General features: G+C 36.7%; 20 protein-coding genes and 4 tRNA genes. 16 read left to right on the top strand and 8 right to left on the bottom strand.

What is annotated here, in order from left to right:
* Nucleotides 1-63: 63 nt before the first annotated feature.
* From ttrB to ttrA, 3 genes are read left to right on the top strand one after another with little or no spacing between them, the layout of a single operon-like run.
* The gene (gene ttrB / locus ACNARN_RS14035; RefSeq protein WP_072068548.1) at nt 64-807 is read left to right on the top strand and encodes a tetrathionate reductase subunit TtrB; all 744 of its coding nucleotides are present in this window, start codon (nt 64-66) and stop codon (nt 805-807) included.
* On the top strand, nt 804-1,832 hold the full coding sequence (ttrC, locus tag ACNARN_RS14030) for a tetrathionate reductase subunit TtrC (protein WP_416304581.1): 1,029 nt from the start codon (nt 804-806) through the stop codon (nt 1,830-1,832). The genes ttrB and ttrC overlap by 4 nt, the downstream gene beginning before the upstream one ends.
* Entirely contained in the window at nt 1,825-4,905 is a 3,081-nt protein-coding gene (ttrA, locus tag ACNARN_RS14025; RefSeq protein WP_416304580.1) for a tetrathionate reductase subunit TtrA, read from the top strand. Before ttrC ends, ttrA begins: the two co-directional genes overlap by 8 nt.
* Before the next feature lie 271 nt (nt 4,906-5,176).
* Here ttrA and ACNARN_RS14020 read toward each other — a convergent pair whose 3' ends face one another.
* The 6 genes from ACNARN_RS14020 to ACNARN_RS13995 form a co-directional block, all read right to left on the bottom strand.
* Complete coding sequence (locus ACNARN_RS14020) at nt 5,177-5,779, bottom strand: response regulator transcription factor (RefSeq protein ID WP_198619818.1); 603 nt, start codon at nt 5,777-5,779, stop codon at nt 5,177-5,179.
* Between the two features lie 294 nt (nt 5,780-6,073).
* Entirely contained in the window at nt 6,074-6,328 is a 255-nt protein-coding gene (gene bssS / locus ACNARN_RS14015; protein WP_064720401.1) for a biofilm formation regulator BssS, read from the bottom strand.
* 211 nt (nt 6,329-6,539) lie between these two features.
* Nucleotides 6,540-7,592 (bottom strand): dihydroorotase, encoded by a 1,053-nt coding sequence (gene pyrC, locus ACNARN_RS14010; protein WP_198619819.1) that lies wholly within the window; start codon nt 7,590-7,592, stop codon nt 6,540-6,542.
* Between the two features lie 198 nt (nt 7,593-7,790).
* Nucleotides 7,791-7,866: transfer RNA gene (locus tag ACNARN_RS14005), tRNA-Asn, on the bottom strand.
* 323 nt (nt 7,867-8,189) lie between these two features.
* A tRNA-Asn gene (locus ACNARN_RS14000) sits at nt 8,190-8,265 on the bottom strand.
* A 352-nt stretch (nt 8,266-8,617) separates the two neighbouring features.
* Nucleotides 8,618-8,693, bottom strand: a tRNA-Asn gene (locus ACNARN_RS13995).
* Nucleotides 8,694-8,989: 296 nt separating this feature from the next.
* On the opposite strand from ACNARN_RS13995, the gene ACNARN_RS13990 reads away from it, so the two are divergent.
* Together ACNARN_RS13990 and ACNARN_RS13985 are read left to right on the top strand one after the other, a co-directional pair.
* A complete protein-coding gene (locus ACNARN_RS13990; RefSeq protein ID WP_232805435.1) occupies nt 8,990-9,931 on the top strand; it encodes an AraC family transcriptional regulator in 942 nt (313 codons plus the stop codon).
* Nucleotides 9,932-10,020: 89 nt separating this feature from the next.
* Nucleotides 10,021-10,614, top strand: a complete 594-nt coding sequence (locus ACNARN_RS13985) for an NAD(P)H-dependent oxidoreductase (protein WP_198619820.1) — start codon at nt 10,021-10,023, stop codon at nt 10,612-10,614.
* 142 nt (nt 10,615-10,756) lie between these two features.
* Here the strand turns inward: ACNARN_RS13985 and ACNARN_RS13980 are convergent.
* Together ACNARN_RS13980 and ACNARN_RS13975 are read right to left on the bottom strand one after the other, a co-directional pair.
* Nucleotides 10,757-10,832, bottom strand: a tRNA-Asn gene (locus ACNARN_RS13980).
* Nucleotides 10,833-10,988: 156 nt separating this feature from the next.
* Nucleotides 10,989-11,495: a YlaC family protein gene (locus ACNARN_RS13975; RefSeq protein WP_198619821.1), complete on the bottom strand. Its 507-nt coding sequence runs from the start codon at nt 11,493-11,495 to the stop codon at nt 10,989-10,991.
* Nucleotides 11,496-11,950: 455 nt separating this feature from the next.
* Between ACNARN_RS13975 and cspE the strand changes: the two genes are divergently transcribed.
* The 11 genes from cspE (at nt 11,951) to ACNARN_RS13920 (ending at nt 26,833) form a co-directional block, all read left to right on the top strand.
* Nucleotides 11,951-12,163 (top strand): transcription antiterminator/RNA stability regulator CspE, encoded by a 213-nt coding sequence (cspE, locus tag ACNARN_RS13970; protein WP_004243573.1) that lies wholly within the window; start codon nt 11,951-11,953, stop codon nt 12,161-12,163.
* Between the two features lie 110 nt (nt 12,164-12,273).
* Nucleotides 12,274-12,468, top strand: a complete 195-nt coding sequence (gene dsrB, locus ACNARN_RS13965) for a protein DsrB (RefSeq protein ID WP_099075784.1) — start codon at nt 12,274-12,276, stop codon at nt 12,466-12,468.
* Between the two features lie 403 nt (nt 12,469-12,871).
* Nucleotides 12,872-13,570, top strand: a complete 699-nt coding sequence (locus tag ACNARN_RS13960) for an MgtC family protein (RefSeq protein WP_072068540.1) — start codon at nt 12,872-12,874, stop codon at nt 13,568-13,570.
* A 3,720-nt stretch (nt 13,571-17,290) separates the two neighbouring features.
* The gene (gene flhD / locus ACNARN_RS13955) at nt 17,291-17,641 is read left to right on the top strand and encodes a flagellar transcriptional regulator FlhD (RefSeq protein ID WP_072063484.1); all 351 of its coding nucleotides are present in this window, start codon (nt 17,291-17,293) and stop codon (nt 17,639-17,641) included.
* Nucleotides 17,642-17,643: 2 nt separating this feature from the next.
* Nucleotides 17,644-18,225, top strand: coding sequence for a flagellar transcriptional regulator FlhC (flhC, locus tag ACNARN_RS13950; protein ID WP_006533207.1), 582 nt, complete (start codon nt 17,644-17,646; stop codon nt 18,223-18,225).
* A gap of 134 nt (nt 18,226-18,359) precedes the next feature.
* A complete protein-coding gene (gene motA / locus ACNARN_RS13945) occupies nt 18,360-19,253 on the top strand; it encodes a flagellar motor stator protein MotA (RefSeq protein WP_196571556.1) in 894 nt (297 codons plus the stop codon).
* A gap of 2 nt (nt 19,254-19,255) precedes the next feature.
* Entirely contained in the window at nt 19,256-20,302 is a 1,047-nt protein-coding gene (gene motB, locus ACNARN_RS13940; RefSeq protein WP_416304579.1) for a flagellar motor protein MotB, read from the top strand.
* Between the two features lie 35 nt (nt 20,303-20,337).
* Entirely contained in the window at nt 20,338-22,509 is a 2,172-nt protein-coding gene (gene cheA / locus ACNARN_RS13935) for a chemotaxis protein CheA (protein WP_198619823.1), read from the top strand.
* 21 nt (nt 22,510-22,530) lie between these two features.
* Nucleotides 22,531-23,031 (top strand): chemotaxis protein CheW, encoded by a 501-nt coding sequence (cheW, locus tag ACNARN_RS13930; protein ID WP_023581802.1) that lies wholly within the window; start codon nt 22,531-22,533, stop codon nt 23,029-23,031.
* Between the two features lie 389 nt (nt 23,032-23,420).
* Complete coding sequence (locus ACNARN_RS13925; protein ID WP_160230501.1) at nt 23,421-25,127, top strand: methyl-accepting chemotaxis protein; 1,707 nt, start codon at nt 23,421-23,423, stop codon at nt 25,125-25,127.
* Between the two features lie 59 nt (nt 25,128-25,186).
* Entirely contained in the window at nt 25,187-26,833 is a 1,647-nt protein-coding gene (locus ACNARN_RS13920; protein WP_198619824.1) for a methyl-accepting chemotaxis protein, read from the top strand.
* The last annotated feature ends 6 nt before the right edge of the window (nt 26,834-26,839 follow it).

The following is a 26,839-nucleotide window of genomic DNA, read 5'->3' as shown; positions in this document are numbered from 1 at the left end:
TTTTAATTTCTATTTCCTTCACTCATAGTGAGATTGTGTTATTGAGTGATGCTGGAGACAAATATGGATCTTGGAAAACGAAAATTTTTACAACAATTAGGGGTCCTTACTGCGGGTGCTTCACTGGTTCCTTTAGCTGAAGCCGGCATTAAATTATCACCTGAGCGTCGTGAGGGCTCGGAAGATAAACGCTACGGTATGCTGATTGATTTACGCCGTTGTGTAGGATGCCAGTCCTGTACTGTGAGCTGCAACATCGAAAATCAGACGCCTCAAGGACAATTTAGGACGACAGTAAACCAATATCAGGTTGCTATCAAGGGGCAAGAAGGGATAACCAACGTCTTACTGCCTAGATTGTGTAACCATTGTGATGAACCACCTTGTGTGCCAGTTTGTCCTGTTCAAGCGACTTTCCAACGTAAAGACGGCATTGTCGTCGTTGATAATGAACGTTGTGTCGGTTGTGCTTATTGTGTTCAAGCATGTCCTTATGACGCACGTTTTATTAATCACTCAACACAAACAGCAGATAAATGCACTTTCTGTGCACATCGCCTTGAAGTTGGATTATTGCCTGCGTGCGTTGAATCTTGTGTTGGCGGTGCTCGTATTATCGGCGATATGAAAGATCCTAATAGCACTATCAGCAAAATGCTACGTACACATGAAAAAGAGCTTAAAGTATTAAAACCAGAAAGCGGTACATTGCCACAAGTTTTCTATCTCGGCCTCGATGATGCATTTGTACAACCGTTAGCAGGTCAAGGACAACCCGCATTATGGCAGCAGGAGGTTCACTCATGATCCCGCAAATTTCTCAAATTCAAGAAGTCATCGCGATCCCTCAAGAATATTTTTGGTTACCTTGGGCTGTGCAATATTTCTTTTTTATCGGTATTGCTTGTAGTGCAACGCTTTATGCGTGCTGGCAGTGCTGGAAAGGCGGTGCAGGTAATCAACGTTTAGAAGCGGTTGCTGTCTTTATTGCGGTAACAGCTGGCATTACAGCACCTCTTGCTTTAACGGCAGATTTACACCAAACAGCACGCGTGTGGCACTTCTATGCTTATCCAACACCGTGGTCTTGGATGGCATGGGGATCACTATTACTGCCATTGTTCTCAGTATTTAGCATGCTTTACTTTGCTGCGATGGTCGTTCGTTTAGTCTGGAAGCGTGAATACAAATTAACTCGTTGGGTAGCATTAGCTTGCTCATTAACTGCGATTGGTTTGTTGTTATATACAGGTCGCGAAGCTTCTATCTTAAAAGCAAGACCTGTGTTGTATACCTACTGGTTACCAATACTGTTGTTCTTTAGTGCAATGCAAGTACTACCGACATTACTCGCATTAGGCACACGTCGTGAACCTGTACATCAGCGTGAATTAGCGATGTGGTTTGTGAGTTCACTGATGTTATTAGCAGTATGTACGGGCTTTTGGGTTGCAGGCGATACGATTTCAGGTCAGGCAATTAGAGAACAATTAGTAATGGGAAGCCTTGGCTGGTGGAGTGCCATGGGCGTTATCGTACTATGGGGTATCTCTGTTGCGATGGGACTTTTGATGGCAAAACAAGTACGTTCGGTTGCGTTTGTTACCATCATGGCATTTGTATCAATGGGACTTGCGTGGGTATTACGTTGGTTGATGTTGATGGGTGCTCAATACATTCCAAAATATAACATAATTACAAACCCTTATGAGTTTACGCTAGGTAATGATGGATTGATGGCAATTGTTGGTACATTTGGATTGTGGATAGCGTTAACTATTTTATTTAGAGAAAGTATTCGTTGGGTTGTCAGGAGAGTGCAGCATGGCTAAGTTTACAAGACGTCAATGGCTTAAAGGTGGGTTAGTTATCGGTGGTATTGCCGCATTTGCTGCCAGCTACCGTGATGTTGCTAAACGTGCCATAGATGGTTTAGTTGATGGCACATCAGGTAAAGTGACACTTGATAGGATCAACGGAAACTCGTTATTACCTGAAGGTAAAGTTGTAAAAGACGCAAAATGGCAAGCGAATACAGATCAATCTGTTTGTATGACGCAATGCTTTGGTTGCTGGACACAATGCGGCGTTCGTGCCCGTGTTGATAGAGCCAATAATAAAGTTTTACGTATTGCAGGTAATCCTTATCACCCACTTTCTCATGATCATCATTTTGGCTATAACATGCCAATTAAAGAAGCATTTGAAAAAATGGGTGGTGAAAGTGGTTTAGAAAACCGCTCTACGGCGTGTGCTCGTGGTGCAACCATGATGGAAAGCCTTGATAGCCCAACACGTATTCTTGAGCCGATGAAACGCGTGGGTAAACGCGGTGAAGGTAAATGGAAACGCATTAGTTTTGAGCAGTTGATCCAAGAAATTGTTGAAGGTGGCGATCTCTTTGGTGAAGGCCATGTTGATGGCTTACGCGCCATTCGTGATTTAGAGACTTTAATCGATCCAAAGCAACCGGCTTTAGGCCCTAAAGCTAATCAATTATTAATGACAAATGCGGGTGATGATGGTCGAGATACGTTTATTCGTCGCTTTGCTCAAAACTCATTTGGTAGTAAAAACTTTGGTGCTCATGGCTCTTATTGTGGATTGGCGTACCGTGCTGGCTCTGGTGCGTTAATGAACGATTTAGATAAAAACGCCCACGTTAAGCCTGACTGGGATTACGTTGAATTTGCACTATTTTTAGGAACATCACCAGCACAATCAGGTAACCCATTTAAGCGTCAAGGTCGTCAGTTAGCTAACGCACGAATTCGTGATTCGTTTAACTATGTGGTTGTTGCACCTGCTTTACCTTTAACAACAACATTAGCTAACGATCATGGGCATTGGGTTCCAGTTCAACCGGGAACGGATGCCGCTTTAGTTATGGGGATGATCCGCTGGATCATTGAAAACAATCGCTACAATGCAGAATATCTGTCAGTACCAAGCGAAGTTTCAATGAAAAATATGGGGGAGAAGAGCTGGACGAATGCGACTCACCTTGTGATCAGTGATGAAAAACATCCTTTGTCAGGACAAATGCTGACAACTGCACATTTTAATGATGTTGCAGAAGGGGAAGAACAAACCTTGGTTTTATCACTTGAAGGTGAATTAGTTCCATCGACCCAAGTTAATAAAGCACAATTGTTTGCTACGCATACTGTGACATTAAAAACGGGTGCTACCGTTACGGTTAAATCAAGTTTCCAATTACTTGATGAAGCGGCTAAACGTATGACACTGGCAGAATATAGTGAGCGTTGTAAAGTACCAGAAACAACAATCGCTGCATTAGGTCGCGAATTTACCGCTTATGGACGAAAAGCGGCGGTTATCTCTCATGGCGGTATGATGGGCGGTAATGGTTTCTATACTGCATGGAGCGTGATTATGCTGAATGCGCTAATAGGTAACTTAAACCTTAAAGGTGGAGTATCTGTTGGTGGCGGTAAGTTTAATGGTGCAACCGATGGGCCATGTTACAAAATGGATAGCTTTAAAGGTAAAGTTAAACCAAAAGGCATGGTGTTATCACGCAGCAAAGCCGCCTATGAGAAATCTGATGAATACCGTGAGCGTATAGAGAAAGGGGGATCCCCATATCCAGCAAAAGCACCTTGGTATCCGTTTGCTGCTGGACAATTAACTGAGCAGCTAGGCTCTGCATTAGCAGGTTATCCTTATTCATTAAAAGCATGGATAACAAATATGACCAACCCTATTTATGGGATTGCGGGTATTCGCCAAGTGATGGAAGAGCGCTTGAAAGATCCGAAGCACCTACCTTTGATTATTGGTATTGATGCTTTTATGAATGAAACAACAGCGCTGGCAGATTATATTGTTCCTGATACGCATAACTTTGAGAGTTGGGGATTTAGTGCGCCTTGGTCTGGTGTTCAAACTAAAGCAAGTACAGCACGCTGGCCGATTGTTGAACCTCGTGTTGCAAAAACAGCTGATGGTCAGCCAATTTCAATGGAAACATTCTGTATTGCTGTTGCAAAAGCCTTAGATTTGCCAGGCTTTGGTGAGAAAGCAATCGAAGATATGGATGGTAACTTCTATCCAATCAATAGTGCAGAAGATTACTATTTACGCGTTGCCGCTAATATGGCGTTTATGGGGGAAAAACCTGTTGCCCCTGCAACCAATGAAGATATTTTATTAAGTGGTGTAGACCGTATTTTACCTACGATAACATCAACATTAAAAAATGAAGAAGTTCTTCAAGTTGCCTATATCTATACACGAGGCGGTCGTTTTGCCCCTTATGACAAAGCGTGGAATGGTGAAGAAACTGGACCTCAGTGGAAAAAACCATTACAAATCTGGAATGAAGAAGTGGCTAAAAACCATCATGCAATAACAGGTGAACGTTATAGTGGTTGCCCGACTTATTATCCACCACGTTTATCGGATGGTAGTGATATTCATCAGCATTATCCTGAAGAGCAGTGGCCATTAAAATTAATGTCCTTTAAGTCTCATGTGGTGAGTAGTTCAACAGGCATGATCCAGCGTTTAAGAATGGTAAAACCGAGTAACTTAGTCGCAATTAATCCTCAAGATGGTAAAAAATGGGGGGTTAATCATGGTGATAAAGTTCGCATTGTTACACCCGGTGGACAAGTGGAAGCTGAGATTAGTTTACTTGATGGCGTAATGCCGGGCGTTTTAGCGATTGAACATGGATATGGGCATCAAGAGTTAGGCTCTCGTCAGCATTATTTAGATGAACAACCATTACCGATGGATAAAGGCATTGGCAACGGTATCAATCTTAATGATTTAGGGTTTGCTGATCCAACACGTCAAATCACTAATACATGGTTAGATTGGGTATCTGGTGCATCTGTGCGCCAAGGTTTACCAGCTAAGATTGAGCGCATAGCTTAATTATCGATTTGGTATTTTAAATAATCACTTCACTCTTTATTAAAAGAAGAGTGAAGTGATTGCATAACAAATCAGTTTTACTTTATCTTTTATAAGATAGAGCTATATCAGTTTAATTATTTTAATATCATATGTATCCTACATACATAATATTATAATAAATTTAAGGTGGTCAACACGCATATTAGCCACCTCATTTACAGGGAGTAATAATAGGAATTGGATTCCTTTTTTCTTCTGTTTGTTTTTTTTTGATTGAAATGTAATAGGATTATTTCTCATATATGTATTTTAAAATATTATATATGAAAAATAATTCAATTCGATTTTTCACATTAATTTTTTCGGTAATATGCCTTTTGTGTGAATATACTGTACTACTACTAATGGATAGTTTTTTAGCAATTTGATGATTAGGTATTTCATTCATCCAATAATTAATAATTTTTTGTTCTTGTGAACTAAAAATAGAACATAATGAATGTTTATAGGTCGGAAAGTAAACTTGGCATCGAGAAGTGAACAAAGATGTCTTTTCAAGCACCCAAGGAAGTATCTTCTTCGGAAGGATAAAACAGTTATTTGTCAATGCGATAGGTCTTTCTTTGTCTGGGTAGTTAGCATCAATATAAAGATAAAGCCGACAGCTTCTTGTTGAAATAAAAAAAAGTTGCAAATGCGGGCAATGTGCTACTTCTCGACAATATCTTGTGAGATCAATAAATATAATATCTGGCATTGAGTGATTAATATAACTATTGGCTTCTTGTATAGATGATATGTCAATTATTTCATGTCTTAGATTTCTCTTCGAAAAATAATGTTTTATACCATTACGAGTAAAAAAACATTCATCAATAATTAATACTTTCACAAATAACTTCCTTGTTTGTAGCTGTTTTAATTTATTAAAATAAAGATAACCTTATTTTATGTCAATTCGGCTTATATATTATTTTTCTGAAGATATATCGAATAAAAAGGTTATGATTATTTTTTCATTAAATGAAAGTTGATTTATTAATATGGGCAATTATTTGCATGCAGTAAGAGCTGGTTTATATATTGATATAAATAATATGTGATAGAGGACTGTAGGGAGATAAAATGAGAACAGGAGTACCAAGTACTCCTGTTTTACGTTCGCTAACTTTTCTAGATCTTTTTATTAATGTTTGGTGTTGTCTGAAACAGAATCTTCAGATGATTCAATTTTATCAATGCCAGCTTGAAGAATATGAATCAACTGCTTAGCTATGTCTGTTGTGAGCCAAAGTGTCTTATCTACAACTGCATTTTCTGGATGATGTTCGTTTTCAGGAAGATAATGTAAACGCAACATCATGGCATCGTAGATGTCAACGGTACTGATGTCCCAGCCTACAACAGGATGTGTCTGAATAACTTCATTTTTTCTACTCATAATACCTCCTAATCATACAACCGGTTTTGACTAAGAGAGAAGCTCCCACACAAAGTGGTTACTTTTCAGTATACGAGATTTATCGTGATTAAAAAGATAAATTTTGGTTATAACAAAAAAATGTGTACTGGCTCTGATAAAAGAGTAATGCACCATTAACAGTCGAACAAATGTTATATGGTGCATTTTAGATAAATATCAAGGGGGAGAATTAATCGACAGTGATATCCCAATGAATATTTTCATTCGCTAAGAAAGGAATAAGCGCTTCATTACCACAAAGGATTTGTGCTGGAGCCTCAACAGTTTTTTCAGTTAATGTGATTGTTCCTTCATTAACGGGTAAACCATAAAAACGCGGACCATTTAGAGAACAGAAGGCTTCAAGGTGTTGTAATGCATTGAGTTCTTTAAATACGGTTGCGTAGGCTGCCAGTGCGGTTGGTGCATTAAATACCCCAGCACAACCACAAGATGATTCTTTGCGGTGCTGTAAGTGAGGTGCTGAATCTGTACCTAAGAAAAAGCGAGAGTTTCCTGATGCAACTGCTTCTCTTAGTGCTTCTTGGTGAACGTTGCGTTTAAGAATAGGCAAGCAATATAGGTGAGGTTTAACACCACCAACTAACATATGATTGCGGTTAAACATCAAATGTTGCGGAGTAATGGTAGCACCGAGAAATTCATTTCCTTCTAATACATACTGAGCGGCTTCTTTAGTTGTAATATGTTCAAAAACAATTTTTAGCTCAGGAAATTGCTTGCGTACAGGAGACATAACGCTATCGATGAAACGTGCTTCTCTATCAAAAATATCAATGCTTGAGGCGGTTACTTCGCCGTGGATCAGCAATGGCATTCCGATTTTTTCCATCACACTTAAGATTGGATAAATCTTTGTGATATCGGATACACCATGACTTGAGTTAGTTGTTGCATTCGCAGGATAAAGTTTACAAGCAGTAAAAACACCTTGTAAGAAACCTTGCTCTACTTCTGAAGGCAATGTGCTATCTGTTAAATAGCAAGTCATTAACGGTTCGAAGTTATCGCTGGCAGGAATAGCCGCTTTGATGCGATCACGGTAAGTGCGAGCCGCTTCAATCGTTGTAACAGGTGGAACAAGGTTTGGCATGACAATAGCTCTGCCAAAATAGCGACTGGTATAAGGAACAACAGTTTTTAGCATGTCATCATCACGAAAGTGAACATGCCAATCATCAGGACGGCGAATAGTGAGGGTGATAGGTTGTGCAGTGGTCATATACCGGCTCCGTGTGTCTTAGGAAAATCGAAAGATCAAGGATTGGATTGGACTAGATAGTCAAGCCGGAAACGAATGCTAATACGAAAACGATTAAATAGCTACCATTTAATCGTATTTTTTTATTATGTTTTTGAAATTATGTAAGGTGAAACAGAGAATAAAATCAAGAAGTTACGAGGGTGACACAAAAAGAAATGGCTCCTCCAACTGGACTCGAACCAGTGACATACGGATTAACAGTCCGCCGTTCTACCGACTGAACTATGGAGGAACATCATTAAGTGGCGTGTATCATATAGTGGGTGATTTGATATGTCAAAGGACAATCGACGATATTTGTTTAAGTGCATAGATAAACAACATATTGTGTGTTTCTAAAACAGATAATCTAATAATGAGGTGGTGAACTCGTTTAAATGGCTATTTTTTTCACACTGAAGACTAAAAATAAAGATAAAAAATAAAGAGATAACGTATTTGAGACCATGTTGGGCTCTGAAAAATAAAATAGATAGAAAAATGAGAAAGGTATTGATAATAGAGAAGGTGGAAAGCAAAAAGCCCGCACTGTAATAGCGCGGGCTTTTCTAAATTTGGCTCCTCCAACTGGACTTGAACCAGTGACATACGGATTAACAGTCCGCCGTTCTACCGACTGAACTATGGAGGAAGCGAGTCCTCGTGAGAACGAGACGGATAATAGCGAGGGTGATGAACTTTGTAAAGTAAAAAAAGTGAAATAATAGTTTAAGTGGCTAAAAAATAACTAATTTATAGTTTTTAAATCAAATAAGGTGGTTTTACGTTTAAAAAACAGTCAGTAGAGCTATGTTGATTGAAATAGTTTTATAAAAAGGTGTTTTTTATTGATGATTTTGAGTTAACACAGAACAGAAATAACAGATGCATAAGATGAATATGTAGAGGATACAAAGGAAATAAATAAGAAATAGAGGAATAAAAATAACTGATGAGTAGAAAGCAAAAAGCCCACACTGTAATAGCGTGGGCTTTTCTAAATTTGGCTCCTCCAACTGGACTTGAACCAGTGACATACGGATTAACAGTCCGCCGTTCTACCGACTGAACTATGGAGGAAGCGAGTTCTCGTGAGAACGAGGCGAATAATAGCTATCCTCGCTCACCTTGTAAAGTAAAAAAATGAAAAAAATAACCGTTTGCTCAAGAGTGCATCAGATTGTTTCTTTTTTGACAAAAATGTATAAAAAATAAATGGTTATCAATAGAAATAATATTCGAAATTACATTTCTACTCGCTGAAATGTGTCTTACATTGGAAAGAAAAGATAAAGCGTTTTTTTAAAAGAAAGTTTTTCATACTGTTTAGTTATACAATCTGACGAATTCAAAGACTAATTGAAGATCCCGAGACGATGGATACTACGAATTTATCAGTACCGATGGTATTAGAGTTTGAGCAATTTAAAAAAACACTTCTTCTATATACAAAAGATAAAGAAGGGGGATGGGATACCTCTGTTTCTGGTTTAGCGTTATGTCGGTATACTTCTATTACAGAGTCTGAAGGCTGGATGTATGAACCCAGTTTGGCTATTGCTGCACAAGGTGCAAAGCAAATAACGATAGGGCTAGAGACAAACTGTTATCGTCCTATGAATATGCTTTTAACATCATCAGATATACCTACTTTTGCTAAAGTCTGTGAAGCGTCAAAAGAAACACCTTTTTTAGCAATGTTACTAAAATTAGACCTCGCTCTATTACCTGAGCTGCTGGCTGAAAATAAGTTTGAATTACTACAAGAAAATAACGAAATCAGCGCTCAACAAATTGTTCAAGCAACCGCGCCAATCTTACAAGCAGTAACAAGGCTTATAAAACTAATAGATACACCAGAAGATGCACCTTTTATTGCTCCTTTGATCCAAAAAGAGATCCTTTATTACTTATTAAGATCGAATGATGGTGCGCGTCAGCAACTATTAGCATCACAACATCCTCAGTGTCGGCAAATTAGTCATGCGCTTGATTGGATTAAACAACATTATCACGAAACAATTCGGATTGAAGATCTTACAACGTTAGTGGGTATGAGCACCTCATCATTTCATTTTCACTTTAAAAAACGAACTGGCATGACGCCGTTGCAGTATCAAAAGTGGTTGCGGCTGAATGAAGCAAGAAGGATCATGCTGATTGAAATGAGTGATGTTTCTAAAGCAGCATTTATCGTCGGTTATGAAAGCCCCTCACAATTTAGCCGTGAATATCATCGATTATTTGGTTTATCGCCCTTAAAAGATATTCAACGATTAAAAGAATCAGAAACTGAAACGGTATCTTTGGATTATTAGGCAAGAATAATGGAGGAATGAGTTAAAGCAGTGATGAGTAATTGCGTTACAGTTTGCTTATTAAATATGTGTATACAAGGAGTTTAGAAGTGACTAACGTTTTTATTATTAATGCTGCAAAAGAGTTTGATGGTTCTGAAGGGAAACTCAACGATCATTTAACGCAAGTCGCCACAGATTTGTTGTCTTCACATCAGATAAATGTGCAATCAACACGCATTGATGATGGTTATGATACTAACGAAGAAGTTGATAAATACTTATGGGCTGATGTCATTATTTATCAAATGCCAGCATGGTGGATGGAAGGCCCTTGGATCTTAAAAAAATACATTGATGATGTATTTAGTGCTGGGTACGGCAAAATGTATATTGATGATGGTCGTACACGAAAAGATCCTTCGAAAAAATATGGTTCAGGTGGATTATTACAAGGCAAAAAGTATCTTCTTTCTGTAACTTGGAATGCGCCTTTTGAATCTTTTGAAGAACAAGAACAGTTCTTTGAAGGAAAAGGAATTGATGCTGTCTATTTTCCATTCCATAAAGCGAACCAATTTTTAGGTATGGAAGGATTAAAAACCTTCGGAATGTTTGATGTGGTGAAACAACCGCAAATTGAGCAAGATGTTGAAGCGTATAAAAAACACCTAAAACACGAAATTGTTGGAATAGCAGGTTAGGTCTTTATCGTACTAGATATAAATTAGCTATTTATTAATCAAGCAAGATAACGATACAGATTGGATTTAGGTAGCTGATTTAGATGATAAGAATGTAGAAAGCAAAAAGCCCGCACTGCAATAGCGCGGGCTTTTCTAAATTTGGCTCCTCCAACTGGACTTGAACCAGTGACATACGGATTAACAGTCCGCCGTTCTACCGACTGAACTATGGAGGAAGCGAGTTCTCGTGAGAACGAGGCGCATAATAACGATGATATATCAGAGTGTCAACGTTAAAAATGGATTAAATATCTGTTTGGTTGGTTTATCAACAAAGTGGCTAAATAATAGAAGTTATTCTCCGTGTTTTTGTGTGTAACACGGAGAATCAATTAAGTTTGAGGGGATAATTGTGATGCTGAAATTGATTGTTGTACGGGATCAAATGCCATCAGGTACACATCGTAAAAATGAATTTCTTGTTTTTTATTAATAATCTCGCGAATATCTTCTTTTATTTGTTTAGATATTGCAGGGTGCTGGTGAATTTCATTTATGGCTTCATCAGAGAGTTTTTCAAAGGTATACCATTCACCGTTATAGCAAACTCTCAAATCGAGAACACCAATATCTTCAAATTTATAGATAGGTTTTATATCAAATAACAAGATACCTGCCATAACTAAGAACATGACAGTAAAGAGAACGAGCGAGATAACACCAAAGTAAGGTGAATAAATTAATAACGCAGCGAGCAATATATAAGAGAGAACCATGCTGATACATAACCAGATATGGTTTTTTAAAAACTGACTATTAAAATGTGGTTTCCCGTCTCTTTTTTCTGCTGTATTGATCCGGTCTAAATCACGCTCTAAGATTTCTTTTAATACATTCATTGTAAACACCTTAAGAGATGAATGTTGCAAACTTGTTTCTTATTGCTAGATTATCACGGGGACAAGATAAGCGGGTAGAACAGTTTTTTTAAATTCTGGTATTAACTGTTATTGTTAGACCATTAAGAATATTCTTAGTCATTGTTAATAATAGAGATAAAATATCAAATAAATTTTATGCACAGTGATAAAAATAGAGGAAGAATTGTATTTTTAATGTGCAATTCGCATTTTTTTAATCTTTAGACGCATAAAACTATTGCTATTAAACTTGTCTCATGCGTTAATGAGTAAGGCCTCAATACAGACCTGATTTATGATTGACATTCTAAGTTAATGAGTTTTAAACAGCATCGCTTTTTGACCGTTTTCTTCATGTGTGCCCATAAGTTATAGGTAGTTCAGGCCAGTAGATGCCGAGAAGGCAACGTTTTATTGATATATAGGAAAGTCACATGTCTGACAAAATGAAAGGTCAAGTTAAGTGGTTCAACGAGTCTAAAGGCTTTGGTTTTATTACTCCAGCAGACGGAAGCAAAGACGTATTCGTTCACTTTTCTGCCATTCAAGGTAACGGTTTCAAAACTCTGGCTGAAGGTCAGAACGTAGAATTCACAATTGAAAACGGTGCAAAAGGTCCAGCAGCTGCTAACGTAACAGCTCTGTAATTTAAAGCCTTTTAAAAATTTTCTTCAAGCCTGTCACCTTATGGTGGCAGGCTTTTTCTTTATGGGTAAAATAAAGAAAAAGAGAATGATAATATTTATCAGGAGAGAAAATGCAGGTTAATGATAACGTTGTTGTGAAAACTGATGGTATTGACGATCGTGAAGGAACTATCCTACTTATCGAAGAATTTAATGAAGGCATAATGTATTTAGTATCACTCCCTGAATATCCAAAAGGAATTTGGTTTTTTAATGAAAAAGAGGGCGGTGAAGGAACATTTGTTAGACCAATACAGCAAAAGTGACTGACGTTTAGGTACGGTTCATTTACATTTTCAAATCAGCTACTTATACTTTTGCCAAATTTTAGTTAGGAGAAAACATAGTGGAGACAGAAAGTTGTAGGTTAATGATAACTCCATTAACTGAGAATAATTTTATTCAAAATAATAGGTAAGCTGTTTTCTTCACTAAAACTGCTTACCATTTTGGTGGGCAGTGCATTGTAATATTCCTTTCTTATATATTCCTATTATGTACTTACCCAAATGATTTCCCTTATGCCGCTAACATAAGAAGGGTAACTTCATGTGCTACATTTTTTTCTCTTTATTTCCTCCACCTAAGGCGATGAATTAATTTCAACACTCTGAACTATCAGAGCAAAATTTTCATATCGATTTTAATCATCATGTAGAGGAAATAAACATGACGATGACGCCTTATATTTTAAATCTCGTGATTGCAATGTGTCTTGGTGCTTTGATTGGTGCCGAACGTCAATGGCGACAAAGAATGGCCGGTTTAAGAACAAATGCTTTAGTTGCAACCGGTGCCGCTGTTTTTATTTTAAGTTCAATAGAAACTTCGCCAGATAGTCCCGGTCGGATCGCAGCTCAAGTTGTTTCAGGTATTGGATTTCTTGGTGCTGGTGTGATCATGCGTGAAGGAATGAATATACGCGGACTTAATACTGCCGCAACGCTTTGGTGTTCAGCAGGAATTGGCGTGTTATGTGGTTTAGGTTTATATCAATTGGCAACTATAGCAACACTTCTTATTCTTTGTGCGAATATCTTACTACGAGAAGCAGCTCAGCGGATAAACGCTCAGCCACAACATCAAGCAATAGATATAGAACAACGCTACTCAATACGAATTATTTGTCATGAAGAAGATGAAGTTTTGGTTAGAACACTCATTTTACAAGCAATAAATGGATTACATGTTCGATTACAGTCTTTAAGCAGTGCTGATACATTGATGCCTAGTCAGCTAGAAGTGTGTGCTGAATTGCTGGCAACACCTGTCGAGCAAAAAGAGATAGAAGCGATTGTTTGCAGAGTAAGTTTAGAAAAGAGTGTCAGCGCAATTAATTGGAAGATAGCGGCAGAGCATCCTGCTTGATGGATCTTTTCAAGATAATATCTTTCTACTTGAGGCGCCCTATATTAAATATAGGGCGCTTTTTTTGTCGTATAAAGACGAGATAGATATCAAATTACAAAGTTATTTCAAAAGGGAATATGAATATTGATAAAAGTTATAAAGAATATAACTTTGTAACTTGTAAGTAATAGAACTGTCATATTTCAAGCTGTTGTGTCGTCGATTATGTTTATTCATACCAGTCACATATTTTTGTTTGTTCTTAGTAAACCATTCACTTTTGCCTATCTAAACCTCAAGTTATTAAGAGCCTTAGCATAATACTTAATTCAAAAACTCATTTCTCTGATGGGAATAATGAGATCTTAGTCATGAGTTACGTATTATTACTGATATATAGAAATAAAGTATTTTGTTTATGTAATTATTATTTTTGTAACTATTACTTTATGGAATAAAAAATAGAAAAATGTGCTCAAAAAAACTAATTAAAATACGCAATAGGGTGGAATATATTCATTTTCGTTTTAATAAAAACAAACATTTTTACCTAAATTGATTAATGTACAATTATTTGTATTGTGGTTAACCCGTATATAATGAGTTATGAATGAAAAATGTTGAACAGAGTTTGGATGTATTTGACGTTATTTCTCATCTTTATTAATCGTCCTTTTTAGACTGATTTGATTTATCTCTGTTTATTTTGTTTTTAATAAACAGGAAAAACTAAAATCAAGTAAGCGATTGCTTCCCATAGTTTGCTTATTAAATGAGGTACTTAGGAGTATTGTAGGACAAAAAATCGTTATTAAGGGGCTTAGTGCAGTATAGAATTTTGGGAAAAAAGCGGTGTTTTCCATTGATTATATTGGATTTTTTTTTAATACCTAAATTATACTCTCAAATTATTTCAATGTATTTGGCGAAAATTTTATCAATATTTTCTATTGTATTTAATTTAAGTGTGACTTTTTGAGTAATATTTTTAATTTAATCAAATTAGACTTTCAAAAAATGAGGAAGAATTCAGGAAAATGGTGAGTTTAGACCGCTACAGTAAAGCTGATGAATTGCTGTGGTATGTTGTTTGTAATCACTAATCAATTATGAATGAAAACCTTTTGAAAAATTGTAGGATTTTTTGTAAAAGTCATGTAGAAAAATTGATACCAATAAGTAATCTTATAATAAGAGTAGAAAAACCACACCACTCTTTCCATCCAATAAAATAATAATTTCAAAATTATATTGTTTATAAATTTGTCAAGGACGTAAATCTTACTTATTACAGAAGGAGAATTATCTTAGTATGAAATAGATGTGTCATTAGTATTCGCTGTAAAAATATATATAAAAGATAATTGTGGTACTGACCTTTTTCGATTTACCAAAAAAGATAAAAACAACGATAAGAGGTACATTAATTTAAAAAATTGCTGGTATAAAAGGGTGAACAATCATTTCATGTTTACTTACTAAAAACGATGTAACTCATTTCAATAGAACTGAAAGCAATGCATAAAGTATTTGCATTCACCGCATGAATGATCTCAATTATTACTTTTGAAAAATACAGTTACAATATTTTCAAAACCTTTCTTTTCCAAAAATTTAGAACAGTTTAGGTGTATAGAATACTAAGGTCTGTTATTGGTTTTTAAGACTAATCTAATAAATGAGATATAAGTCTTGATTATTTAGATACACCAATATTTTTATTAGGTTTTGATCGAGAGGAAAAGTCTTTTTAAACGCAAAATTACTCATAAAAAAGGTAATAAAATGAGTAAAATTAGTGGTTAGAATAGAAGAATATTTAGAGATATATTTTAGTGCTTTAAGTAAAGATATACCGATATATAAATCTTTATACTCTCCTAAGCCCATCAACATCAACTTTTGTTAAGTAATGGTGTTGTTACTAAGTCAGCACTTTTGGCTCTGTAATGTCTTGATACTTGTGCTAGCTAGGTTAAAAAAAAGAGGCTAACCACATAATAAGAGGAAACGTGAAACAATGCTCATCATTGGTAAGAGTAAAACTAATTACTGATAGGGACTATTTTTGGGCTAAAAGGTAACATTTGATATTTTTTAGTTCGCACTAATGCTAATAGAATAGTCAATGAGATGTTATTTTGATCATATTTGTTTTTCTGTCTTTACATTGAAAAAGTTGATGTGTACAAGTGTTAACTTCAGGTTGTCATATTTGTCATTACAGCCGTTTATTGTGTTGAGATAATGCTGATAACAGGAAAAACAGAATTTATATTTTGCCTTATTATTTTATGAATTAATCACTTTATATTGGAGATCTTGGGATCTTTTTTTATGAAATCGAAATTTATATTTCATAAAATGTCTTTTTTTATAAAAAAAGATGTGTATTTATATAAGATATAAATTATAAATCTGCTTTTTTATTTATATTTTTTACTGGATATTATGTTTTTAATTAATCGTCGATTATTTTATTAATATATATCTATATAAAGAGAAAAATAAGCGGATTTTAATTTGATTTTTTATACTAATAAATTGTGACTTTATTTTATAAAAAAATGATTGTTTTTTTTAATTTAACTTAAGTTAAATGCTATATTATTTTTATATTCCATTTTGAATCGATAATTAAATAACAGTTTTTTTATTTAATTAAATAAAAAGTATTCTTTTGTTTTTATATTAAAATTGTGGCAATTTTAAATTTATATTGTTCATAAAATATACTGTGATTCATAAGTAAAACTTACTTATATGTGGATATTATTTCTTTGTGACTAATTTACAGCCAATAAAACTCTTATTAAGAGTTCTGTAATTTAAGTGTTAAATAGCGCTTAATAATCATTAATTAAATTTTATTATTACAGTTGAAACTTTAATAATGTGGAAATAAATATTCAATGATTTAAGGGTGAAGATGCATAACTAAGAATTTAATTTTATATGACTTATCGTTCTGCTTAATAAATACATCAAGTTATGGTATTGATTTTAAAGGATAATTTTTATCGTGAAATAATAAAAAAATTTAGGATAACTATAAATAATTAGAATGGGTTGTTTTTCAAACAAATTGTAAATAAAAAGTGATCATTTCTGAAGGTTTACGTAAATGATGAAAAAAATAATATCTATAGAAATATTTATTAAATTTGGGGGGCTTGTTTAGATAAAGATGAGGAGGAGATATATCAATATATGTTACTGTGATCAAAAAAATCTACAATTTAGGATTTGTCAAATTTTTATGCTGTATTTTTAGATTTATAAGTTTAATAGATCGTATAAAATAAAAAATTATCATTAATATTTTAATTTGGGTAGATTAGCTTATTAATTTACACCATGTTTTATTACTTTTATCACTTGAATAGTTAATGAACTAATTCCATAATAATGATTATCTTTTTGTGATGTGACTCACAGAGTATTTAAATTAGACTACTTTATCCGTTGAATAACTTAATCGTTAAGGAGTAAAGTTGTTGCGTTAGGATTATTCTTAACGAGCTATATTGGCGAGCATTTAAAGTTTACTTTTAATTTAAATGTTTTTTTCGCTACTTTTGAAAATGACCGTAACTAAGTAATACAAGGTAGTGTTACTACGTGTCATGTTCATAAAATGGGGCCTGGAAATTTAATATTACATTTATATTAATTTCCTCGGGATCTTTCATTAGAGAGATCCTCTTTGTTCAATATAATCGGACGGGATGTAAAGAGATGAGTACGGTTGAATTGCTTAAGCATATTTATGACATAAATTTATCGTATTTGCTTTTAGCGCAAAGGTTAATTAACCAAGAAAAGGCTTCCGCAATGTTTCGGCTTGGGATTAGTGACGCGATGGCGGATGCGCTGGCAGAGCTTACATTGCCTCAATTGGTTAAGTTGGCTGAAACAAACCAACTAATCTGTAATTTCCGGTTTGAAGACAGCGAAACAATAGAACAACTCACTAAAGAATCTAGAGTGGATGATTTACAACAAATTCATACTGGTATTCTTCTTTCTTCTAACTTGTTTCGTCAGTTATCGGAACAAGATACTACTGCGACAAAGAAGCGGGCATAACAATGAGTGAGAAAAGTATCGTCCGAGAAGCGAAAGATATTCGCTTAGCAATGGAATTAATCACCTTGGGTGCCCGCTTGCAAATGCTTGAAAGTGAAACTCAATTAAGTCGGGGGCGTTTAATTAAATTATACAAAGAATTAAGAGGGAGCCCCCCTCCAAAAGGAATGCTACCATTTTCAACGGATTGGTTTATGACATGGGAACAAAATATCCATTCCTCAATGTTTTATAACGCTTATCGCTTTTTATTAAAAAATGGCGGTTGTGTTGGTGTTGAGGCTGTTGTTAAAGCTTATCGTTTATACTTAGAACAATGTCCGCCTGTTAAAGATCAAGAACCTATTTTAGCACTAACAAGAGCATGGACATTAGTACGCTTTGTTGAAAGTGGCATGTTGCAACTTTCTGTTTGTACCAAATGTAATGGTTCATTTATTACACACGCACACCAACCAGCTAGCAATTATGTTTGTAGTCTTTGCCAGCCACCTTCTCGCGCAATAAAAAAACGTAAACTTTCCGCCAATCCTGCCGATATTAACTTACAACTGTTGGATGGTCTTGAACAGTTTGCAATGTGATTCGAGATTGAAAGTTAAATATCAGGTTATAGAGTTTAGTTATCTATAACCTGAGCCGTTTCCTCTCCCCCTCCTATCTCTTGCTGCTATGTTCGCCATTCTCTCTATAACGAAATTAGCTAAAGGGATATCGCGTGTTAGTACTCTTAGGATATATCGTGGTGATTTGTGCTGTCCTCGGAGGGTATACCCTCGTCGGAGGTAGTTTAGGCGCATTATATCAACCAGCCGAGTTTTTAATCATCTTTGGTGCCGGCATCGGTGCTTTTATTGTAGGTAATAATGGTAGAGCAATTGTATCAACAATGAAGATCCTACCAAAATTACTTCGTAGCACAAATTACAATAAAGCGATGTACATGGATTTAATGGCACTGATGTTTCGTTTATTGTCAAAAGCGCGTCAAAACGGGATGTTGGCATTAGAGAGAGATATCGAAAACCCACAGCAAAGTGATATTTTTTCTCAGTATCCCCGCATTATGAAAGATGCTTATATGCTTAGCTTTATTACGGACTATATGCGCCTGATGGTGACAGGGAATATGAACCCTTATGAGATTGAATCTCTGATGGATGAAGAGATCGCAACCTTTGAAGAGGAAAGTGAAGTACCCGCTTTAGGTTTGTCAACTATGGGTGACTCATTACCAGCATTTGGTATCGTTGCCGCCGTTATGGGGGTTGTAAATGCGTTAGGTGCTGCGGATAGGCCTGCTGGTGAAATGGGGGCTTTAATTGGACACGCAATGGTTGGTACTTTCTTAGGTATTTTATTAGCTTATGGTTTTATTTCACCATTAGCTTCTCGAATTAGACAACGCTCTAGTCAACAAATGAAAATGATGGAGTGTATCAAAACAACATTGTTATCTAGCATGAATGGATATGCGCCACAGATAGCAGTTGAATTTGGACGTAAAACCCTCTTTCTGGCAGACAGACCTTCTTTTGTTGAATTGGAAGAACATGTACGTCAGGTACGGACACCGATGCAGGCAAATCCTGATGCAATGAAAGAAGAGTAATCATGAAGAGTAATTCACAAATCATTCGAGTTAAAAAGCGAGGGAGAAAACAACATAACGCTCATGGTGGTGCATGGAAGATAGCTTATGCTGACTTTATGACTGCAATGATGGCTTTCTTTCTGGTGATGTGGTTACTTTCAATCGCTAGCCCTCAAGAATTAACTCGTGTAGCCGAATATTTTCGTACGCCATTAAAAGTTGCTATTGAGAAAGGGCGATTTAGTGGGGATGCAACCAATCCTATTCCTGGAGGAGGGCGTGATCCTGTCTATAACGAAGGTGATATTTTGCCAAAAGGCCAGGAAGATAAACAGCTCAATGAAAAGCAACAATTCCGTCGTTTAAAAGACAGTTTAGAGCAAGTCATTTTAAATGATCCTCGGTTAAAAGATCTGAAGCCTCATTTATTAATAGACATGATGGATGAAGGGTTACGAATTCAGATTATAGATAAAGAAAGCCGACCTATGTTTAGAGTCGGTAGTGCCACCGTTGAACCTTATATGAAGGATATTTTGACGGCAATAGCACCTATTTTAAATGACACGCCATACAAAATCAGTTTATCAGGTCATACCGATGATATTCCTTATGCAAGTGGCGCTTTAAAATATAGTAACTGGGAACTATCAACAGATCGTGCGAATGCCTCTCGTCGAGAATTAATTGGTGCAGGATTGAGTGAATGGAAAGTGTTGCGTGTTGTAGGTATGGCATCAACAGTTCATTTAGTTAAAGAGGATGGTTTTGCACCTGCTAACCGACGGATCAGTATTTTGGTCTTAACGAAGCAAGCAGAACAAAAAATTGTACAAGAAAATGAGCGGGTTGCACCGACAGTAACAGAGACTTCAGAAATTGAACCTCTACTTTCAGGGCAAGAAACCCCACAAGAAAAAGCAGGAAACACACAGACGGGTTCGTCTGTGTCTTCTGCATCTGAGCTTCCCGAATCAAAAAAGGAAAATGTTGAAACAGGATTTTCTGGGGAAAGTTTGCCATCACAATCGACAAATATTACTACAAAGCAGGGAACAGCACCCTAATTTGTTAGTAATCGCGTAAAGGTGAATGAGTAACGATGGATATTACTGAGTTTTATCAAACATTTTTTGATGAAGCAGATGAGTTGTTAGCTGATATGGAACAGCATTTACTGTTACTTGATCCTGCAAATCCAGATCAAGAACAGATGAATGCGATTTTCCGTAGTGCACACTCCATAAAAGGAGGAGCTGCAACATTTGGCTTCGTTAAACTTCAACAGACCACTCATGTGCTTGAAAACTTGCTCGATAGTGCAAGACGTCATGAGATGGCGCTCACCGACGACATTATTAACCTGTTTCTGGAAGCGAAAGATATTATGCAACAGCAATTGGATGCACATAAAAACTCACAAGAACCTGATGAGGAAACATTTAACTATATTTGTGAGAAGTTGCGTCAGCTGGCTCTCGATGTAAAAGAAGAACAATCCGCTCCTCACGTTGAGGCTGTTGCTGGATCTGAAGCTTCAGACTCACAGGCCACAATGACTGAAACTCCTGTTTTGTCATCTGACGCTGAAAATGTGCAAAGTGAAGCCGTAGAAACTATGGTCGAAGTCGCATCGACGATGGCGGCTGATGGACATTATTATCATCATATTATTTTGTCTGATCTTAAAGAGACAGATATTGATTTAATGCTTGATGAATTAAAACATCTTGGTGAAGTTAGCCAAGTTGAAAAACAGCATCATGGTCTTGAAGCAATATTGAAAACCACTGCAACAGAAGAAGATATCAGCGCTGTACTTTGTTTTGTGATTGAACCTGAACAAATCTCGTTTAAAAAAGTGGCTGTTGCAGAAAAAAACACAGTTACAGAAGAAAGTACAACATCTGTTGATGATGCTCATGTTGAAATCCAAGTTGAGCAACCAGCGCCTGTACAAAAAACCGTTGCTGAAAAAGTGACGCCATCGGCAGAACCTGCTAAAGCACCAGCAGCATCGGCAGCACCAACGAAAAGACCTGTTGCCGCTGCTGCACCGAAAACAGAATCAAGCAGTATTCGTGTTGCCGTTGAAAAAGTTGACCAATTAATCAACTTAGTGGGTGAGCTGGTTATCACTCAGTCAATGTTGGCACAGCACAGTGGTAGTCTTGATCCAGCAATATATAGTGATTTACTAAGTTGTATTGCTCAGCTACAGCGTAATTCTCGTGATTTACAAGAATCTGTTATGTCAATTCGTATGATGCCGATGGAGTATGTTTTCAGTCGCTTCCCTCGAGTTGTGCGTGATGTTGCAGGTAAAATGAATAAGAAAGTTGAGCTAAACATGATTGGTAGCTCAACAGAACTTGATAAAAGCTTAATTGAAAAAATTATCGATCCTTTAACTCACTTAGTGCGTAACAGTCTTGATCACGGTATTGAAATGCCCGCTGATCGTGTTGCGGCGGGTAAACCGGAAGCGGGGCAATTAACCCTGTCTGCGGAACATCAAGGCGGTAATATTTGTATTGAAGTGACTGATGATGGTGCTGGATTAAACCGCGAACGTATTTTGAAAAAAGCGATTTCCTCTGGGCTTGCTGTTTCTGAAAATATGAGCAATGAAGAAATTGCTATGCTGATTTTTGCACCCGGTTTCTCTACCGCAGAAGTAGTAACAGATGTTTCTGGTCGCGGTGTGGGTATGGATGTTGTAAAACGAAATATCCAAGAGATGGGTGGTCAAATTCAAATCAGTTTTGAAGTGGGTAAAGGAACGCGCATTCGTATTTTACTTCCACTGACATTAGCAATTTTAGATGGTATGTCCGTTAAAGTTCATGACGAAGTCTTTATTTTACCATTAGGAACGGTAGTCAGTTCTTTACAACCGGAAGAAGACGATATTTATCCATTGGCTGGCGATGAGAAATTATTGCAGGTCAGAGGGGAATATTTACCACTGATTGAACTGCATCGTACTTTTAATATTGAAGGCGCTCAAACTGATATTACCCAAGCAATTGCGGTTATTGTTCAGAGTGCCGGACGTCGTTATGCTTTATTGGTAGATCAATTAGTTGGCCAGCATCAAGTTGTTGTTAAAAATATAGAAAGCAATTACCGAAAAGTTCCTGGTATATCTGCTGCAACAATTATGGGCGACGGTAGTGTGGCTTTAATTCTTGATGTACCAGAATTGCAACGTTTAAGTCATACACAAATGACGAATAAGAAAAAGAATACAACTGCAAGCGCAGTCATTTAATAGTGAGGATAAAATAAGATTATGGCTTCGGAACATTTCGAGAAATTATCCGGTGAAACTGTTGGACAAGGATTTCTAATTTTTACGCTGGGCGATGAAGAATATGGAATTGATATTTTAAAGGTTCAAGAAATTCGCGGATATGACCAAGTTACACGTATTGCTAATTCACCTAGCTTTATTAAAGGCGTAACTAATTTACGGGGCGTTATTGTTCCGATAGTTGATCTGCGTATTAAATTTTCACAAGAAAGTGTAACTTATAATGACAATACTGTTGTTATTGTGGTTAACTTATTAAATCGAATTGTAGGAATTGTTGTTGATGGCGTTTCTGATGTTCTTACGCTAAAACCAGAGCAGATCTGCCCCGCGCCAGAGTTTGCGGTCACAATGTCTACTGAGTATTTAACAGGTTTAGGTACTTTAGATGAAAGAATGCTTATTCTTGTGGATATTGAAAAATTACTCAATAGTGAAGAAATGGAATTAGTCGATAGCGCAACAATTCAAGCTAAATAAGTTTTGTTTTTTTAAAAATAATCTAAATACTGTTCCGGTAATTTTGCCGGAATAGCTATTTCTATCTTTTTTTATTTTATTAGCGAGTGCTAAAGCATTAAATTAACTTTAAGTAAAATTAAAAGATAAAAAAGAACTAATAATTTTAGTTAAGTTCTATTTTATTATTTATCAACTTATAAGTAGCTATCACCTAGCTATAATATTTTTCTACTGACGGAAATAACTTTAAAGTTTTTTATACTTATACTTATAATTTTAATTAAAAACAGTATTACCACCGCTTTCTAATGGAGCAAAAATGCGACTAAGGCGAAATGAATCCTATAAAGTTTCTCTTAAGTCTGCCGATAACTTGCTCATTACCATTTATTATAAAAAGGGAAACTATGTTTAGCCGAATGAAAATAGTGACTGGATTATTATCCATTCTTCTGTTGTTTGGTGTTTTGCAGTTTGTATCTGGGGGTGTTTTTTACTCAAATATCGTTGAGACAAGAAATGACCTGAATAAAACACTAACAATACAGGATCAACGTGAGCGTCTAGATGAAAGCTGGGCTAACTTACTACAAGCGCGTAATAATATTAATCGTGCAGCGATTAGTTTTTTATTACAAGATAAAAATCTTAATGTAGATGATTCTCTGTCTGTTGACTATTTGACGGGGCTTGCTCGTAAAAATATGTCTCGTGCAGACGAGAAATTTAAAGAATTTGAAAAGAATATTACCGCTTATCAAGTTCACTCAGAAGATGATGTTCGTAGCTTAAAAGGGCGTTTTATCGAATATTTCTCTGCATTAAACCAACTAGAAATTTTACTTCAAGATAGAAACTTAAAAGACTTTTTTGAGCAACCAACCACGGGTTATCAAGACGCTTTTTATAAAGAATATCTTGCATATGTCATGCGCAATGAAAAATTTAACGAAGAGTTAAATGTGGCACTAGAAGCCTCTCATCAACGTACTGTCATTACTATGGTTGTGTTAGCTATTATCGTTATCTCGGCATTAATTCTATGCTGGTTTGCATTACGTAATGCCTTAATTAGACCATTAAATTCACTTCTATTAAGTATTAAAACCTTCTCTGAAGGTGATTTACGTCCAAATATCGAAGTGAATGGTCGCAATGAAATGAGCTTGTTAGCAAATGGTTTAAAACATATGCAACAAGAGCTTATTCAAACTGTTCGTGGTGTCTATCAAAGTACGGAAAACATTTATAACAGTACAAGTGAAATTGCTGCTGGAAATAATGACTTATCTGCTCGTACAGAAGAGCAAGTGGCTTCGTTAGAAGAAACTGCTGCAAGTATGGAACAGTTAACGGCGACCGTGAAACAGAACGCGGACAATGCTCGCCAAGCAAGTAACCTTGCTAATGACGCCTCAGATATTGCCCGCCAAGGCGGAAAAGTTGTTGCTAATGTGGTGCAAACGATGCACGACATAGCCGGAAGTTCTCAGAAAATCACCGATATCACAGCTGTTATCGATGGCATTGCATTCCAGACCAATATTTTGGCACTGAATGCAGCTGTTGAAGCTGCAAGAGCCGGTGAGCATGGTCGCGGATTTGCGGTAGTTGCCGGTGAAGTTCGTAACCTTGCACAGAGAAGTGCAGAAGCTGCTAAAGAAATAAAAACACTGATTGAAGATTCTGTAAATCGTACTGAAACGGGTTCTGTACTCGTTGAAAGTGCGGGTGAGACGATGACGCGTATCGTGGATTCAGTAACGCGTGTTACTGACATCATGGGCGAAATCGCTTCTGCATCAGATGAGCAAAGCCGAGGTATTTCACAAGTTGGCCTTGCGGTTTCTGAAATGGATCGTGTCACTCAGCAAAACGCCTCTTTAGTAGAACAATCTGCAGCCGCTGCTGCTGGTCTTGAAGATCAAGCAGTTGCATTAACTCGCTTAGTTTCAATCTTCAAATTACCGGGTCAGGAAGAAAAAACGCTAGAAAGAAAGGAATCGGATGCAACCCCTGTAGTTAAAGCCGCTGCTCCACTTATAAAACCAGGAACCTCAGAAAAGAAAAAGAGCAGCAGTGTTGAAGACCCCGCTAACTGGGAAACTTTCTAACAACAACAAGTGGCTGACAAGCGGTGGCTTTTAACCACCGCTTTAAACGAGGTGAAGGCATGTTTAGGTTTCGCAAATTAAAGATATCCACCAGTCTCTATTTATTACTGATGATGTTTTGCGTTATGCAGGTGATTTCTAGTGGTATTTCGTTAGGGATCGTTCATTTGAATAACGAACAACTCACCAAAGTAGATATAGATACATCTAAGCGAGATGAATTAGGATTAAGTTGGGCATCTTTAATACAAACACGTAATGCGATTAATCGTGTAGCTATTGCAGTGAAAACTGAACAGTCAACGGATTATATTCAATCTATTGAATCAATTGCACTTTCACGTTTGGAAACGGCGAATACTCATTTTCAAAATTTCCTTGCTGAGATAAATAAAGAGGCAATCCCAACAGAAGAAAAAGAAATCGTTGAAGCTGTAAAAAACGATTATCACGTTTTATATGGTGCATTAACTGAATTACATAGCATGTTAAAAAACAATAACTTCCAAGGTTTTTTAGATCAACCAACGGAACGTTATCAAACAGCGATGGAAAATTCATTTAATACCTATATGAATTATGTTCAGAGCGAAATTACTGAATCTATAGAGCAGGGACATCGCTCTTATACTATTGCTATCTTGATGTTTATCGGTGCAATAGCGATGGTTATTGTTGTATCACTCGCCGCTCATCGCTGGCTAAGTTTTAATATCATTAAGCCTTTCGCAAGTTTAAGCCGTTATTTTAATGATGTTGCTACCGGTAAATTAAATCGTGAAATTCTTGTCTTCACCGATGATGAAATAGGGGATGTGTTTAGACGACTACGAGATATGCGTGGTGAGCTCGCGCGTTCTATTCGTATCGTTCGAGACAACAGCCATGCTATGTATTCTGGTATTCAAGAAATTTCCAAAGGAAATACGGATTTATCCTCAAGAACTGAACAACAAGCTGCTTCGTTAGAAGAAACTGCGGCAAGCATGGAAGAGTTAACAGCAACGGTAAAACAAAATGCTGATAACGCCCTGCAAGCGAGCAAGCTCGCAGAGTCTGCTTCTGAAACAGCCATTCGTGGTGGCCAAATCACGAATAGTGTTGTTGAAACCATGGATGCGATTACACAAAGTTCTCAAAAGATAGGGGCTATTATCAGTGTGATTGATGGTATTGCGTTCCAAACCAATATATTAGCACTTAACGCGGCGGTTGAAGCTGCTCGCGCGGGTGAACAAGGACGTGGATTCTCTGTTGTTGCTGGAGAAGTTCGTAACCTTGCTCAACGTAGTGCTGATGCTGCAAAAGAAATTAAATTGTTGATTGATGAATCTGTTTTACGTGTCTCTCAAGGTTCTCAACTCGTTAATAATGCAGGGCAGACAATGGAGGAACTCGTCACATCAGTAAATAAAGTCACTGAGTTAATGGCAGAAATCGCCTCAGCTTCTGATGAACAAAGCCGAGGTATTCACCAAGTCGCTGATGCAGTCAGTCAGATGGATCAGGTGACACAGCAAAACGCTGCTTTGGTGGAGCAATCAGCATCTGCTGCCGCAGCATTAGAAGATCAGGCTAATAACCTTGTTAATGCTGTATCGGCATTCGAGTTGCCTGACACGGATGAGGATAATAACTCTTCATCCCTAGAAGGTAATGGGTTGAAAAAAGCAGATAAAAAATCATTTTTTAAAAAGACCCATTAAAAAACA

Origin of the sequence: Proteus sp. TSJ240517, assembly GCF_047921575.1 — a bacterium.
Classification (GTDB): Bacteria; Pseudomonadota; Gammaproteobacteria; order Enterobacterales; family Enterobacteriaceae; genus Proteus.
This window is presented reverse-complemented; position numbering and strand designations above follow the sequence as displayed.

What these genes read in the sequence shown, in the direction of transcription:
- ttrB (WP_072068548.1), top strand. Translation starts at nt 64, where the DNA reads ATGGATCTTGGAAAACGAAAATTTTTACAACAATTAGGGGTCCTTACT.
- ttrC (WP_416304581.1), top strand. Translation starts at nt 804, where the DNA reads ATGATCCCGCAAATTTCTCAAATTCAAGAAGTCATCGCGATCCCTCAA.
- ttrA (WP_416304580.1), top strand. Translation starts at nt 1,825, where the DNA reads ATGGCTAAGTTTACAAGACGTCAATGGCTTAAAGGTGGGTTAGTTATC.
- bssS (WP_064720401.1), bottom strand. Translation starts at nt 6,328, where the DNA reads ATGAGTAGAAAAAATGAAGTTATTCAGACACATCCTGTTGTAGGCTGG.
- pyrC (WP_198619819.1), bottom strand. Translation starts at nt 7,592, where the DNA reads ATGACCACTGCACAACCTATCACCCTCACTATTCGCCGTCCTGATGAT.
- ACNARN_RS13990 (WP_232805435.1), top strand. Translation starts at nt 8,990, where the DNA reads ATGGATACTACGAATTTATCAGTACCGATGGTATTAGAGTTTGAGCAA.
- ACNARN_RS13975 (WP_198619821.1), bottom strand. Translation starts at nt 11,495, where the DNA reads ATGAATGTATTAAAAGAAATCTTAGAGCGTGATTTAGACCGGATCAAT.
- cspE (WP_004243573.1), top strand. Translation starts at nt 11,951, where the DNA reads ATGTCTGACAAAATGAAAGGTCAAGTTAAGTGGTTCAACGAGTCTAAA.
- dsrB (WP_099075784.1), top strand. Translation starts at nt 12,274, where the DNA reads ATGCAGGTTAATGATAACGTTGTTGTGAAAACTGATGGTATTGACGAT.
- ACNARN_RS13960 (WP_072068540.1), top strand. Translation starts at nt 12,872, where the DNA reads ATGACGATGACGCCTTATATTTTAAATCTCGTGATTGCAATGTGTCTT.
- flhD (WP_072063484.1), top strand. Translation starts at nt 17,291, where the DNA reads ATGAGTACGGTTGAATTGCTTAAGCATATTTATGACATAAATTTATCG.
- flhC (WP_006533207.1), top strand. Translation starts at nt 17,644, where the DNA reads ATGAGTGAGAAAAGTATCGTCCGAGAAGCGAAAGATATTCGCTTAGCA.
- motB (WP_416304579.1), top strand. Translation starts at nt 19,256, where the DNA reads ATGAAGAGTAATTCACAAATCATTCGAGTTAAAAAGCGAGGGAGAAAA.
- cheA (WP_198619823.1), top strand. Translation starts at nt 20,338, where the DNA reads ATGGATATTACTGAGTTTTATCAAACATTTTTTGATGAAGCAGATGAG.
- cheW (WP_023581802.1), top strand. Translation starts at nt 22,531, where the DNA reads ATGGCTTCGGAACATTTCGAGAAATTATCCGGTGAAACTGTTGGACAA.
- ACNARN_RS13925 (WP_160230501.1), top strand. Translation starts at nt 23,421, where the DNA reads ATGTTTAGCCGAATGAAAATAGTGACTGGATTATTATCCATTCTTCTG.
- ACNARN_RS13920 (WP_198619824.1), top strand. Translation starts at nt 25,187, where the DNA reads ATGTTTAGGTTTCGCAAATTAAAGATATCCACCAGTCTCTATTTATTA.